Source organism: Nocardia alba NBRC 108234, from assembly GCF_001612665.1.
Lineage (GTDB): Bacteria > Actinomycetota > Actinomycetes > Mycobacteriales > Mycobacteriaceae > Nocardia > Nocardia alba.
Map to the genome: position 1 here is coordinate 1 of NZ_BDAX01000030.1, position 13625 is coordinate 13625.

Here is a 13625-nt window from a genome sequence, read left to right on the forward strand (position 1 = left end):
ACTAGCGCGGGTTCCAGTTGTCCAGACCGCGCCTATCAGTGCCCAATAGTGCTCAGCACCAGAAGCTTTCGCGAATCGACATTTCTCATCGATTCGCATGAATTCTCATTGATTCCGGTCAAAAGGGTGGGGTTCTGTGGGGCGCTTTTCGCGCCGTTCCCCAGAGGCCGTAGAGGTGGCGCGGATCTGGGGGGTGCGCGCGGACCGGGCCAGCTGCCGACCTAGCCGGGCACCATCAGCAGGACCATGGTGGCCGCGGTCGGGGCGGCGGCGATGCACAACAACCCGTGTCGCGTTCGACAAGACCGGCACCCTGACCCGCGGCACGCCGAGAGTCTGCCAAACGGCTCTCGTTCAAACAGTGATTCGGCTCGTTAGTTCGTTATCCGACGGGTAGGGATACGGCCGATCGGTATCTCTGGTGCACCATGAGGCACAACCTGGCGAACGTCAGCGAATGTAGGGGCCGTCGTGGTGGGCATGTTCGGCTCGAACGAATGTCCACGCGGTCAATGCGGTGAACAGTCGCCAGTGAGAGGCATGTGTTCCGGGCAGGCCGGTCAGGGCTAAGATCCGGCGCATGCGGTAGTCGACGGTGTTGGGATGTATGCACAATCGACGGGCACTTCGTTTGCGATCGAATCCCTGGCGAACAAGCACCTCCAAGGTCTGAAGCAGTTCTGCGTGCTCCTCGAGAGGTTTTAGGAGCGACATAAGGTGGTCGCGCCCCGGTCCTGGGCGCGTGACCTGGTACTCCACGGCCAGCTCTCCCAGCCTGTAGAGCTGCGGCTCCTTGCGGAGGCGGATGGCGAGGTCGAGTAATTCGTGGGCGGTCTCCGCCGCTTCCGAGATCGAGGCGGTCGCAGACTCGATGGCGACCGTAGTGGTGGCCTTTCGCGCGGCCGCAGACAACAAGGCGGGCAGGTCACCGATCCGACGACCCAGGTCCGAGGAAGCGGGAATCAGGATCGTGCCGTAACCCGGGCCCAATAGTGCTGGTATCGGAAACCCGCATTCGGCTGCAAGACATCGGCGGATGTCGTCCAACCGAGCCTCGGGGATCGTGGTCGCCCGGTCGGTCAGGGCCGCATCCGGCTGTTGGCAGAATCCGGCAGCGACGACGACGAAGGTATTGGTCGTGGGGATCTGGAAATGCCGCGCGATCGATAGATTGATGCAGCTACCGGACAGCAGTGACATAGCGAACTTGTTGAGTGCGGCATCAGTGGCACTGTCCTCCGAGCGCGCAGGCGCACAGAGGATTTCATCGATTGCCATCATCAGATCTCCAGTTGAGTGTCCGTCCTGCCCCGGGTCCCGCCGCGGGACCGGACGTGCTGTCATCGGTTCGAGGTCATCGCTTGGCGGCGGTGTCGGCGATGGCGCGGAAGGCGTAGATGGCTTCGCCCATGTTGACCTCGGAGTTGAAGTCTTCGCTGTTCTTGACGATCAAGTCGTGTCGTGACTTGAACCGTCTCGTCAAGTGCATGCTTGCGGTGGGGTCGTACCTACAGTCCGCGCGCTACCGTCCCTCTACCGCTTCGCCGGCGGGTGATGGGCATCGACCGGGGTTGAGATCGAGTCACCACCGCAGCGGACATGGCGGTGACCCAGGTTGCGCTCAGGGCGTACGCGTGATCCTTGCGACCTGCTGGAATGACCGGTCGGCGGCACGTCACGATCTGGGTTCAGCAGGTCGACCGAGCCGGGGACCCGGCAAATAGAGCGCTGAGATAGTCGATTGCATCGTTGCCGACGATGAGGGTGGCCGCATGGCCCATGCTGGCGCTGAGGTAGGTGAGGTCTGCGCCCTGTGCGCACCAGCTGGCTGCAAGCTCGCGAGTCGGACCCGCTGGAACCAGGTCGTCGTCGTCGCTCTGCGCTATGAGCATCGGATCTGCAGGAGGCATGCCTCCGATGACGAAACCATCGAGGACGGCACGGGTTCGGGGATCAGACCGCAACGCCTCGATGATTGTTTGACCTGTCGTGGTGAAATCGCTGGTCGAGCGCATAGCCCACGTGGGTAGAGAGCCCGTCACACATTGATCGGCTGTAGCGTGCAAAAATTGCTGACCGGCGGGGTTGAGCATCTCGGTGACCAGTGTGGTCAACTCAGGGTGACTGGCAATAATCCCATTGACAAACAAGCCGATGAGACCGGTCGCGAAGCTGCCGTCGGCTTCGGTCATGGCTGCGGCTGGGTCCACTGGAGTGGCGACCGCGACAGTGCCCTTCACCTGGAGGTCGGGTGCGTAGCTCGCGGCGAGTTGGGCCGCGCCGAGCGCTGCTCCACCGCCCTGGGACGATCCCCAGACGGCGACTGGGGCGTCCGGTGTGGCGGCACCGAGTCGAATCGCGGCACGTGCGGCGTCAAGGACTGCGTGGCCTTCCGACACCGGTTGCAGATAGGTGTGCCCTCCCGGGGTGCCGATCCCCTCATAGTCGGTCACCACCACTGCAAACCCAGCTGCGAGTAGCGCCGTCAGATCGGCAATCGAAAACTCGAACATCGGAGAGCCGCTGCCGTCGTATGTCACTGCGTCGGCGATCAGCTTGGATGCAGCGCAGGAATCACCACCGCCGTGCGTACCGACGGCGTAGCTGACCAGTGGTCGCGGTCCGAGACCGTGCCACGGCGATGTCGGGTTCAGCACGATCCCGCTGACCGCGATCGGTGTGTTATGGGTATCGGTGCTTCGGTACAGGATTCGAGTTGCCGTCACTGGCGGTAGTGCTGCGGCAAGGGGGGATCCACCGAGCAGAGTGACCTCGGCGGTCCGGATGAGATCACCGTTGGTAGCGGTCGGCAACGGACTCGGTGGCACATAGAAGTCATCGCCGGGTGCAGCCGCGGCCGGTCCTGGCACAACACACAGCACTGCTGCGACCGCCAGCGTGCCCAACAGAGGTTGGCACCCGCGGCGCCGTGCAATGCGACTCACGGGCTCGCTCACTCGGCGACCTCTGCTCCGCACGTGCGTCGGCGATACCAATTCAGGCCGTCGGTGTTTGAGGATGGACATGGCAGGCATTAGCGGATCTCCAATTGCTGAGTATGTCTGGACTGGCTCAGTGAGGCACTCGAGGTGCGAATCGTGGTGGATTGTTGGAGCCTATGCGTCCGGCGTCACACCGGAACACACCCGAATGGGGGTGTCCGAGTGATCGACGGTCGAGTTCGATTTCATCCAGCCCGGGACAGATAAAACTCTGGACAGCGGCGAGCTGAAAAACTGCGAAGTTATGGAAACGGACCGTAACTTCCCGTTACCGACAGAGTGGAAATGGTGGTAGCAATGGCCGGTGTGGTTGTGGTCGTCGGTGTCGGCGGCATGGGAGAAGCCATTGCTCGGCGTCAGGGCGGCGGGCGGTCGGTGGTTCTAGCTGATTTTCAGGAGACGGCGTTGGCGACGCTGACGGAGCAATTAACCGGTGAGGGGTATGCGGTGAGCAGCCGACACACCGATGTGGCCTCGGCTGAATCAGTTCAGCAGCTGGCGGATCACGCGGCGTCGGTCGGTGAGGTTGTCCAGGTGATCCATACGGCAGGATTATCGCCAGTACAGGCCTCCGTCGAGCGGATTGTGGCCGTTAACCTCGTGGGTGTCGGTTACGTGCTCGACGCGTTCGGCCCCTTGCTCGGCCCCGGCGGCGCGGGACTGGTTATCTCGAGTATGGCCGGATACATGTACCCGCCGCTGCCTGCGGACCACGTCGCGGCGATCTGCTCGTCGGACACCGATCGTCTGGCGAATTTGGAGTTCCTTCAGCCTGCGATCCTGAAAGATGCAGGCACGGCCTACGCAGTGACAAAGCAAATCAACCGCATTCAGGTGCAACAAGTGGCCGCCGCGTGGGGGCGACGAGGAGCACGGGTGAACAGCATTTCTCCCGGTGTGGTCGCCACCGCCATGGGCCATGGGGAACTTGCCGGTCCCACGGGCGAGACTATGCGCACGATGATCGCGATGTCGGGCTCTGGCCGCGTGGGAACCTCCACCGATATTGCCGACGCGGCGGCATTTCTTCTCAGCTCGAACGCGTCCTTCATCACCGGTATCGATCTGCTGGTCGATGGCGGCTCGGTCGCTGCCCTGCACACCCAGACGACGTAGTGTTTGGGCACCCACAACCTAATCAGAAAGCTAGTCAACGTTTTGCGACGTTGACTAGCTTTCTCGTGAGCAACTAACTCCGGCCCTTCGTCGTGCGTATCGGGGCACGCCGCTGCCATCGCGGTCGACGTCCTCTCCTCCTATTTGCTGCGGCAGCATGGTCAAGTTCGGTGCCGACCGTGGCAGTCGGATGTCGAACGTCGCTGGCTGTGCGGGCACTACGCGATACCGTCCTACCCGCCGACATCGACGCTAACAGCGTCGTCCCGACGATCACCGTCCTTTCGTGGCCACGCATGACCGAACAGGGATGTTTCTCCCTGAAATGGCTGGGACAGTGTGGGTGAGCAGGTTCGAGTCTTACTGATGGTGCGGTGTGGAGCTGCGGTGCGTCGCGCTGCCCGGCCGCCTTCACCCACCTATCGACTAACCGGTTTCTCGCATTAGGGCGGGGCCGTCGATCTTTGGCTGCGGCCGGCACACCACAATTGCTGTCAGCGTTGGCCGCAAAGGTCACGTTGACCGGTGGCGGTGTATGCGTGGTCGACGGCACCTTCTCCTTTCTGATTCTGGCCGGTTCGGCCGCCATCGTGGCGGGAGCGGCCGAACCGGCCAGCGACTGCTCGATACCTATCGATGCTTCGCCAGCGGCAACCCGGCGTCATAGGTATCTCATCGACATCGCGCCGTCAAGAATGCGGCTTGGCGATTGTTGGGAGGGTCAGGACTGATCGCCGCTCCGGCTCGTCGACGACCGTGCGTCGGGACCCAGCTGGGGCTGCGGCGTAGCTCGGCGAGGCATCGGCCGACACTTGGAGGCGAAGTCGGTGGCCGGGCAGGAAGACGTGGGCTGCGGGTGACATGTCGATTTCGACTTCGCGTACTGGCGAAGCGCCTGTCACGCCGTCGCAGATGTTGACCGACTTTCCCGACGGCGACACGTCGCACAGTCGCACGAACCACGGCCCGGCATCGCCCTCGATCGACAGTCGCACGCTCGGCCGTCCGGCGATCGTCACCGGGTCGGTCAGCTCCGCGCTCGTATAGCTCAGCACGTCCGGGCGGCGCTCGCGTTTCTTCTGATTCTTCGAGCCCATGTCGGGCGGAAAGAGCGTCGTCCCGCCCAGGGCGGGCGCGGGATTCCCCGCTGTCGTGACGAAACTACGAGAACCTCGGCTCCTCGATCCGGCTCCGAGAGTCAGTCCGCCGCCACCGTCCAACGTCCAGTCGCACCGCTCGGTCGCCGGTGGAAAGGACGGGAGTTCGCGGAATTCCTGCGCTCCGCCGAACCAGATCCTCGCCCCGGTCGGCCGAGGCGCTGTGGTGAAGAAATCGATCGACTCCCGGATCATCACCGGGTGGGCGCCCATCGACATATGGGACCACGGTCCGACAATGAGGCGCACGGACCGACCCGCCGCCTGAATCTGCTCGTATTCGGCGATCTGGGCGTCGATGAAGAGGTCGTGCCACCCCGCGAACGTCAGGATCGGCGGACCCATCGTCAGCTGGTCGTCGAGGCTTGCCGGGTCCCACCAAGGGTCGGTCGGACCGTGGTCGAGCCACGACTGGTAGGGCGCATCAGAGATGGACAGGGCACGCCGATCCGCTCCCTCGGCGACGCCGGCGCGCGTAGCCCGCCGGAACGTCGGGATCAATCGGGCGAAAGCAGCCAGCCGCTTCAACGACGGCTGCTCCTGGGTGTGGAAGACGAAACGCCAGAAGAGGGCGGTGCCGAGACCGAAGCGGCCGTTGGGATAGAAGATGGATCGGCGGAAGTCCGTGGACGTCACGCCGACGAACATCGCGGGCACGGGCCGCGGTGCGGCTCTACTCGCCGCCCAGGTCGTGAGGCCTAGGTAACTGGCGCCCCACAGGTACACGTCGTCGTGCGCCCATGGCTGCGCGTCCATCCACTCCCACGTCGCACGGGTGTCCTCCACCTCGCCGAACATCGGAACGAACTCTCCCCCTGAACCGAACGTGCCACGGCAGCTCTGCACGATGACGGTGAATCCGCGTTCGGCGAGTAGGCGAGCATCGGAGGCGACCATCTGCCGACCGTAGGGCGACCTGATGAGCACGATCGGATCCGAACCCTCGCTCGTCGAGTACCACCGGTCGGTCAGCAGCGAGATGCCGTCTGGCATCTTCACCGGTACGTCGCGCTCGACCCGAACACGAGATCGCGTCGCCGGTGGCAGCCCTGCGCGGCGCCCACGGAGCCAGGACCGTGCCGTCATCGGTGTGACCCGCGCATCGCAGGATTGGTGCAGTCGTTCATCGTCGAACTCCATTCGGTGGTGCGGCAAGGGGACTGAGTGTGGTGGAGAAGTGTGGGCAGATGCGCTGGAGGTGGGGCGCCGCCGATAGCGTTTCGCCGGAGTTTTCGCGCATCCGCCCTTGAAGGCCGCTCGTAGGTGTCGAGAATGAGGCGCGTCGACGAAGGTCGCCGGACACCTCATCGCGTCGCAGCCCGTGGCTCGCTGCGCAGGCGCTGGCCCCTCTCGCCCAGGGCGCCTCGGGCGGATCCGGCAGCTCCTCGGTCATAGGAAACAGCGTGTGGAAAAGGTTCGGGGGCGATGCCGCTGAGCATGCGAAATCGGCCATGAGCCTGTCGGTGAACTGTTCCCCGCGCGACAGTGCCGCGTGGACATCGACGATCACACAGCGAGGGAGGGTCGCTTCGCGCTCGGCGGTGTAGTTCATGTGGTCGTACGCGCCGTAGCGGACTCGGGCATATCCGAGAGCCGACGGAGCACGGCCTTGGTGACCTTGCCGGTCGCCGTGCGGGGCAACTCGTCCACGAAGACCACGTAGTCGGGCACCTTGTAGCCGGCGATGCTCGTTCGCGCGTGATCGCGGAGTTCCTGCTCCGACGCGCGGTGGTCGGGCCGGAGCAGGACATACGCCTTGGGGCGCTCGCCCCATTTCTCGTTCGCGTACCCGACGACGGCGACATCGAGCACCGCTGGATGGGAGCTGAGCGCGTTCTCGACTTCGACGGTCGAGATGTTCTCTCCCCCGGAGATGACGATGTCCTTGGCCCGGTCCTTGACCTCGATGTAGCCGTCCTCGTGCATGACCCCGAGGTCGCCGCTGTGGAACCAGCCGCCCGCGAAGGCATCCGCGGTCGCCTCCGGATCCTTGAAGTAGCCCGTCATGACGTTGTTGCCGCGCATGACGATCTCGCCCAGCGTGACGCCGTCGCGGGGCACGTCCGCCATGTCCTTGTCGACCACCCGGACGGGGTCGGCCTGCACCATCGCAACGCCCTGTCGCGCGAGTTTGCGGGTGCGCGCCTCCGGAGACAGTAGGTCCCACTCCTCGTGGTACTCACAGACCGTGTACGGACCGTAGACCTCGGTGAGCCCGTAGACGTGGACGACCGAGATGCGGAGCGCGTCGAGCTGCTCGAGCACGGTTGGTGTCGGCGGGGCGCCGGCCGTTGTGATGCGCAGCGGTCGGTCGAGCGGATGCGCTTCCGGTCCGTTCGCGATCGTGCTGCAAACGGTCGGTGACCCGCAGAGATGGCTGACGTCGAACTCGTCGATCGCCTGCCAGACAGCTTCGGAACGCACGGCCCGCAGACAGATGTGCGTGCCGCCTGCCGCGGTGACCGCCCACGGCATGCACCACCCGTTGCAGTGAAACATCGGCAGTGTCCATAGGAACACCGAGGTCGAGGTCAGCGCGGTGTGGTGCATCTCGCCGAGCGCGTTGAGATACGCCCCGCGATGCGAGTACATGACGCCCTTGGGTGCTCCCGTGGTGCCCGAGGTGTAATTGATCGAGATCGTGGCGAGCTCATCGTCGATCTGCCAGGCGAGCGGCTCAGAGTCGGGGGCTGCGCGCTCGAGGTAGTCGTCGAACGACGGGTAGCCGTAATCGGTCGTTCCCGCTGGGGAGCCGAACTCTGGGTCCGCGATCTCGACGACAACGTCCAGGGCGGGGCTCAGAAACCGTGCGTCCCCGAGCGAGGACGAGAGTTCCGCGTCGATGAACAGCATGGTCGCCTCGGAGTGGCGCAGGATGGTGGCGACCTCGTCTGGGGCGAGCCGAGAGTTGACTGCGACAAGTACCCCTCCAGCCAGCGGCACCGCGTAGTGCGCGATCAGCAGTTCGGGGACGTTCGGAGCGAGGAATGCGACGCGGTCGCCCTGTCGGATGTCGGCGCGAATCGCGCGTGCCAACTCTTCGACGACGACCAGGAACTCCCGGTACGTGTAAGCACGCGTGCCATAAACGATGGCGAGCTTCGACGGATAGACCTCGGCCGACCGTTGTAAGAAGGTGAGAGTCGTGAGCTGGGTGAAGTTCGCGGACTGAACGGTCGACGAAGTCATCGCGGTCTCCTGTGCTGACTCGGGGTGTCGCAGGCTGGTGTCAATTGGCGACGACGCAACCCTGCGCGACCGTCCATAGGACGTAGGAGAGGTTCGGCCTCACGACCAGACCAGACCAGGGCTCGGTGCTCCACGAGCGCGCCGTGTACTCCTCGTTCCACTCGACCGTCACCTGGCTGCGATGGAGCACGTGAGCACAAGCGGCCCACAGTGTCGCTGATCGTTGTGTTGATGATTCCTCCTGAGTGTCAGGAAAGACTCTGACCGCCGGCGCGCGCCGTGCAGACCCCCGAAGGTGGGTATCGCGACCGCGTACCTTCGTTCGGAGGTAGAACATTGTCGGCTGTGACGTCACTCACTATTCTCGGTGGTGATATCCAGTCGGAGGAACACCATGATCAGCTCACTTCACCCGCAGATACCCATCGAGCGCCGCGTGCTCGCTCGGGCTCTGGAGCCGCTGCGCCAGCACGCCGGGATGGACATGGGCTTCGGCGGGCCGGTCCGCAACGGCGCGGTCGCCATGCAGATCACCGACCTGGCCGGAGCCCGTACCCGCTCGACAGTCGACCTCGTGGTCCGCAACGGTGAGGGCCTTGGTGGAAAAGCATTGATGCTCGGTCGGCCCGTGTCGGTGGCCGACTACATGGCAGCTGAGGGCATCACCCATGTCTACGACCACGCCGTGCGCCCGGAGGCAATCCACACCATGGCTGCCCTGCCCATCATCGTCGACCGAACTCCGCGGCTGCTGGTTTATCTGGCCGCCCGCACCCACGTGCGGCTCGGCGATCGCTGGTTCGACAACTTCACCCCGATAGTGCGACGCCTCGAGCGCGAGATCGCCATCGAGGACGAAGTCGGGCGCCGACTGAGTCTGCTGAGCTCCACCGCCGAGTCCGGACAGCCCGGCCTGACCCGTGAAGACTTGATCGACATCGCCCACGAACTCGCCGAGTTGGCCGACCGGATCGAAGACGAGGCACTGCGTGCTCGATTGCAAGCCGTCGGCTACCGTGTCGCACCCGTCACCGCTGCGACGCCGGACCCGCAGCCACCGACCATGCTGCGTCCCCGCGAGATCGATGTGCTCGAACAAGTCGCCCGCGGGCTGACCAACCGCGAAGTCGCCGACGCCCTCGGGCTGCTGCCCAACACCGTGAAGTCTTATCTCAAATCCGCCATGCACAAGCTGCATGTCACCAACCGCGTGCAAGCCATCCTCGCCGCCCAGCGACTCGGTCTGCTGAGCTGAGCACGAGCCGTCGAGATGGACCTGTCCCCTCGGGCATCCGACCCTTTCGGTGGACAGAACCACCCCTGCAACCGGGCTCACGCTGCTTGTCGAACCGGCGCGCGCTCCACCGAGTAGATGGGGTCCCACAATCAGGAGACACCGATGTCCTGATCTTCCGCCCCGGTCCCGAGTGCGCGGCCCAGCGCGGTCCGGCGCGTCGCCCTGGCCAGCCGAAACGGCACCACGATCGGGTTCACGATTTCTAGAGCTTTCGACATCGCCACGGACACCGTCTACGTCCCATTCGGCCCGCCGCGGCAACCGCCACACCCCGTCCTGCGCGACTTCACCGGACTCTTCGGTCGACGTCCACCCGTTCTTACGCTCCAGCCCCACCTGCCGCTCGCGCTCATATACCCCTGCGGCTGCGAACGACTGAAACACCCACCGGTCCGGGTACGCAGCCATCCGTCCCCGCTGCAACAACATCGACCACCACGCACGCACACCGACCGAACCAGCGCCAGTGCAGTACTGGTGCCGGACAATAACGGCAAACGGCGCGCAACACCGAGGATCGTTGGCCCTCCGTTCGGGGGTGTTCTGGTCTCACGCCGGACGCATACCGTCCAAGGCGATCTGGAATTCACTCCCCTATTGACGAGGAGGATCGCGTGACGGAACCGTTGAAAAGCCCAGTGCCGTCGGCACCTGATCGCAGCGCGCGTCGTTGTTCGCTGCGTGGCAGGACTGCGATCGTGCGCGGACAGGGCATCCGATCGATCGACGTGAACACCGCCTCTGAGCTTCATCAACACAATGCCGACTCGACCCTCGCAACGCATCTCGGTGTGGGACGTGCGCAAGCGCGCAGGTCGTGGTCGAGGTCACCGAATCCCGACTTCGCACCGCCGGCGGCACTCGAGTTCGACGCCACATCAACCGAAGCCGCGGTACCCGCACGCAGGTGTGGCTGCCGCTGCCTTCGGTGTCGCTGAGCGATGCCGACGGTCGCGGCGTTGGAGTGGGTGTTGAGCAACACCGAGATCTCCACGTCTATTGCTCGCAACGAGCGAGCGATCTGGGTCGTTGCCCGGCGGCGCGACGCCGAGATCCGGCCATGATCACCGAGGACACCGAATCGGTGCTGCACGTCGAGGTCGAGTTCACGACCCCGGCGCTGTGCCTGCACTACCGGGCAGCCGCAACCGCGGCCCACGAGTTCGCCGCCGCGATGATCAATCACCTCGACGCCCGAGTACGCGTCGACCGCGACCTCTCGGGCACCTTGCCACTGCTGCCCTGTTCGCAACTGTGGGGTACCTGTATGGCCCCCGTCCTGAAACAAGCGGGATCGCCGACCTCGCCCAACGACTCGCCCGCCGAGACCGAACTGGGGGTCGGCCCCGGCCATCACTCGGTCGGCGTTCGCCGTCTCGCAGATCTCTGAGCGCGGCGCCGCACACTCGATTGGGTCCTTCCGCGAGCACGCTGGAGGCTGCGGGTTACGACGATGGGTACGTTCTCGAGGCAGGACCAGATGCTCTCCGGCAATCCGTGGTAATTGGCCTGTCGGCCGACAGTGGGTGCACCAGCAGGTTCCGCACACGCCATGCCTGACGCTATGAGCAGTCCACCCGGATCAAAAATGATAGCGAAATCTGCACGACGCGTTCCTGGATACAGTCCCGGACAGCAGATGGACACAACGCGACACGTCAAGCCTCCCTCGGCACCCCAAATCGGGGGTGTTCGGGTGTGACACCGAACGCCATAGTTTTCACAGTGATCCGAGATTCATTCACATACTGACGAGGAGCGCCGCGTGACGGAACTGTTGCAAAGTAGCTTGCCGCCGGATTCGGCCGCCCTGGAAAAAGGTCGCTGACAGGACCGACCCGCCCGCCCATCCCGTGAACGGATCACCCAACGCGGATAGTTTGTCCGCCGAACCTGCGACGAGAATTTGATGCAGGCCGAGTATCGCGTGCTGCGGACTGCGTACGTCGCCTCTTCGAGGTCTCGGCGCGCAGTACATCGGCTGGCATCCCGCGGCTTGCCGGCTACGGGTTCTATGTCGTTCACCACGACAATCGTGATGTCGACCCTCGGACAAAATCGCCGATACACAGTACGGACTTGCCGATGTGGCGCGCGACAGCACCGAGCTGCCGACGATGACTCCACGACGGAGACCGCGATCCGGACCGGCAACCACACGATCCGCAACGACGGTGCACATCTCCCGCGCCTGACCCGCCAATCATCCCCACGTTTTCGAAAACGGAGATCCATTGATGCCCACACTGTCCATCCTCGAACGCCGGTGTCGCGAACTGATGTCGCCGGGGTGGAGGCTGAGCGAAGAATATCGAGGGCAGCGCCGCGCGGCCGAGCCGAAGAAACGCACAGCACGGCACCGTGGATATCGCCCTTTGTTGGGAACACTGGCGGTCGCCGCACTGGTGTGTGCTGTTCCGGGACCGGCCGTCGCCGCGCCCGGGGATGAGTTCTATGTGCCGCCGAGCCCGCTGCCGACCAGAGCCAACGGTGATTTGATCAGATCGGAACCGGTGGGGTTGCTCGCGGGACTGGGCACCCCGCTACCGGTGGCCGGGACCCGAATCCTGTATCAAAGTACCGATACCCACGGTGCCTCGATCGCGATCAGCGGAATCGCGATGACGCCGACGACTCCGTGGCCGGGTCCTGGCCCGCGGCCGTTGGTCAGCTATGCCGTCGGCACGCACGGCGGCGGCGATTCGTGCGCTCCGTCCAAGTTGCTGACCGACGGAGTCACCTTCGACAGCAGCGGTATACCGGCAGTTGAGTACTCGATCCCCGATCTGGCAGCGCTGCTCGCCGGCGGGTTCGCAGTGGTGATGACCGACTATCAGGGAATCGGCACCCCTGGTAACCACACCTATCTGCAACCGCTGCCGGAAGGCCACGCAGTGCTCGATGCCGCACGCGCCGCGATCCGACTCGGCATCACCACGCCGAACGCCCCGGTCGCGTTGTGGGGGCTCTCCCAAGGCGGTGGTGCGGTGGCCGGCGCGGCCCAACTCGCCGCGAGTTACGCGCCCGATCTCGAGGTGGCGGGCACTGTTGCGGCCGCTCCGCCGGTGAACCCGGCCGAAGCCATGGCGACGGCCGACGGCAAATGGGGAACCGGGCTCATCGGCCTGTTCCTCAACGGACTTCTGGCAAGCCATCCCGAGATCACCACCACCGTCACAGACAGGCTCAACCCCAACGGCCGGGAATTCCTGCGCGCCACCGCCGATCAATGCTTTGGGCTGGCCACGTGGGCGGGACGCTCGACTAAGGAATTCACCACCACGGGTCAGACATTCATCCAGCTCCTGCAGTCCGATCCCACAACCCGCGCGGTGCTCGACAGCCTCGTACTCGGCGATGTGTCGCCTGCCGATCCGGTGATCATCATGCAGAACGTCAACGACGACCTGGTCCCGGCGAGCCCGACTCTCCAACTCGCCGCTGACTGGTGCGCTCAGGGCGCGAACCTCACCTACCTCAGTATCGACGCGCCGCCGATGCTGCCCCAGTTGGGCATCCTCGGCCACGCGGCTACCTTCGTAGCCAACTTCGACGCGGTCCGATGGGTCACCGACCGGTTGGCCGGGATTCCCGCGCCCCAATCGAACTGCCGACCGTAAACCCGCTCAGATGCCGCGAACCGCAGCTACCGGTGAGAGCATCGATTTCCGGGGGTGTGTGCGAGGTTCCCAACCCGGGTGTCAGCTCCTTGCCTGTCGAACCAGGTGAGAGAACTAGGTGAGTAGGGCGCAACGCTCCCACGGTGCGGCTTTGCACCGTTGGTGGTTCGCGTCCGCTCTGCCGCTTCGCGACGACCACGGCCCTGAACCCGCTATCGCGAAGTGGTCGACACCTTTGCCGTGC

The 13625-nt window shown here is 64.5% G+C and carries 11 protein-coding genes and 1 pseudogene; 5 read left to right on the top strand and 7 right to left on the bottom strand.

Annotation, left to right across the window (positions count from 1 at the left end; genetic code table 11):
- Positions 1 to 450 precede the first annotated feature (450 nt).
- From NA12_RS27460 to NA12_RS27465, 3 genes are all read right to left on the bottom strand, one after another.
- Entirely contained in the window at positions 451 to 1281 is an 831-nt protein-coding gene (locus tag NA12_RS27460; RefSeq protein ID WP_067457640.1) for a PucR family transcriptional regulator, read from the bottom strand.
- 73 nt (positions 1282 to 1354) lie between these two features.
- Entirely contained in the window at positions 1355 to 1483 is a 129-nt protein-coding gene (locus NA12_RS34755) for a hypothetical protein (RefSeq protein ID WP_255284104.1), read from the bottom strand.
- 205 nt (positions 1484 to 1688) lie between these two features.
- Positions 1689 to 2906 carry a lipase family protein gene (locus NA12_RS27465; protein ID WP_165914889.1) on the bottom strand — a complete coding sequence of 406 codons (1218 nt, stop codon included), beginning with the start codon at positions 2904 to 2906 and terminating at the stop codon, positions 1689 to 1691.
- 393 nt (positions 2907 to 3299) lie between these two features.
- Between NA12_RS27465 and NA12_RS27470 the strand changes: the two genes are divergently transcribed.
- A complete protein-coding gene (locus tag NA12_RS27470; protein ID WP_067457643.1) occupies positions 3300 to 4118 on the top strand; it encodes an SDR family oxidoreductase in 819 nt (272 codons plus the stop codon).
- A gap of 689 nt (positions 4119 to 4807) precedes the next feature.
- Here the strand turns inward: NA12_RS27470 and NA12_RS27475 are convergent.
- Positions 4808 to 6268, bottom strand: coding sequence for a CocE/NonD family hydrolase (locus NA12_RS27475; RefSeq protein WP_165914888.1), 1461 nt, complete (start codon positions 6266 to 6268; stop codon positions 4808 to 4810).
- 555 nt (positions 6269 to 6823) lie between these two features.
- Positions 6824 to 8464 (bottom strand): AMP-binding protein, encoded by a 1641-nt coding sequence (locus tag NA12_RS27480; protein WP_067457649.1) that lies wholly within the window; start codon positions 8462 to 8464, stop codon positions 6824 to 6826.
- Between the two features lie 394 nt (positions 8465 to 8858).
- On the opposite strand from NA12_RS27480, the gene NA12_RS27485 reads away from it, so the two are divergent.
- Positions 8859 to 9719 carry a helix-turn-helix transcriptional regulator gene (locus tag NA12_RS27485; protein WP_067457652.1) on the top strand — a complete coding sequence of 287 codons (861 nt, stop codon included), beginning with the start codon at positions 8859 to 8861 and terminating at the stop codon, positions 9717 to 9719.
- Between the two features lie 131 nt (positions 9720 to 9850).
- Here NA12_RS27485 and NA12_RS34760 read toward each other — a convergent pair whose 3' ends face one another.
- Together NA12_RS34760 and NA12_RS35150 are read right to left on the bottom strand one after the other, a co-directional pair.
- Entirely contained in the window at positions 9851 to 9979 is a 129-nt protein-coding gene (locus NA12_RS34760; protein WP_255284105.1) for a hypothetical protein, read from the bottom strand.
- Positions 9975 to 10200, bottom strand: a pseudogene (locus tag NA12_RS35150) (IS701 family transposase); the annotation flags it as partial. The gene NA12_RS34760 and the pseudogene NA12_RS35150, both read right to left, overlap by 5 nt.
- Before the next feature lie 502 nt (positions 10201 to 10702).
- On the opposite strand from NA12_RS35150, the gene NA12_RS34765 reads away from it, so the two are divergent.
- The 3 genes from NA12_RS34765 (at position 10703) to NA12_RS27495 (ending at position 13381) form a co-directional block, all read left to right on the top strand.
- Positions 10703 to 10825 carry a hypothetical protein gene (locus NA12_RS34765; protein WP_255284106.1) on the top strand — a complete coding sequence of 41 codons (123 nt, stop codon included), beginning with the start codon at positions 10703 to 10705 and terminating at the stop codon, positions 10823 to 10825.
- Complete coding sequence (locus tag NA12_RS27490) at positions 10822 to 11151, top strand: hypothetical protein (RefSeq protein ID WP_067457655.1); 330 nt, start codon at positions 10822 to 10824, stop codon at positions 11149 to 11151. The genes NA12_RS34765 and NA12_RS27490 overlap by 4 nt, the downstream gene beginning before the upstream one ends.
- A gap of 988 nt (positions 11152 to 12139) precedes the next feature.
- A complete protein-coding gene (locus NA12_RS27495) occupies positions 12140 to 13381 on the top strand; it encodes a lipase family protein (RefSeq protein ID WP_243655160.1) in 1242 nt (413 codons plus the stop codon).
- Positions 13382 to 13625: the final 244 nt, after the last annotated feature.

Bases quoted from the DNA above. Each gene is read 5' to 3' on its own strand.
- NA12_RS27475 (WP_165914888.1), bottom strand. From the start codon at position 6,268: ATGCCAGACGGCATCTCGCTGCTGACCGACCGGTGGTACTCGACGAGC.
- NA12_RS34765 (WP_255284106.1), top strand. From the start codon at position 10,703: ATGCCGACGGTCGCGGCGTTGGAGTGGGTGTTGAGCAACACCGAGATC.
- NA12_RS27480 (WP_067457649.1), bottom strand. From the start codon at position 8,464: ATGACTTCGTCGACCGTTCAGTCCGCGAACTTCACCCAGCTCACGACT.
- NA12_RS27470 (WP_067457643.1), top strand. From the start codon at position 3,300: ATGGCCGGTGTGGTTGTGGTCGTCGGTGTCGGCGGCATGGGAGAAGCC.
- NA12_RS27460 (WP_067457640.1), bottom strand. From the start codon at position 1,281: ATGATGGCAATCGATGAAATCCTCTGTGCGCCTGCGCGCTCGGAGGAC.
- NA12_RS27490 (WP_067457655.1), top strand. From the start codon at position 10,822: ATGATCACCGAGGACACCGAATCGGTGCTGCACGTCGAGGTCGAGTTC.
- NA12_RS27485 (WP_067457652.1), top strand. From the start codon at position 8,859: ATGATCAGCTCACTTCACCCGCAGATACCCATCGAGCGCCGCGTGCTC.
- NA12_RS34760 (WP_255284105.1), bottom strand. From the start codon at position 9,979: ATGTCGAAAGCTCTAGAAATCGTGAACCCGATCGTGGTGCCGTTTCGG.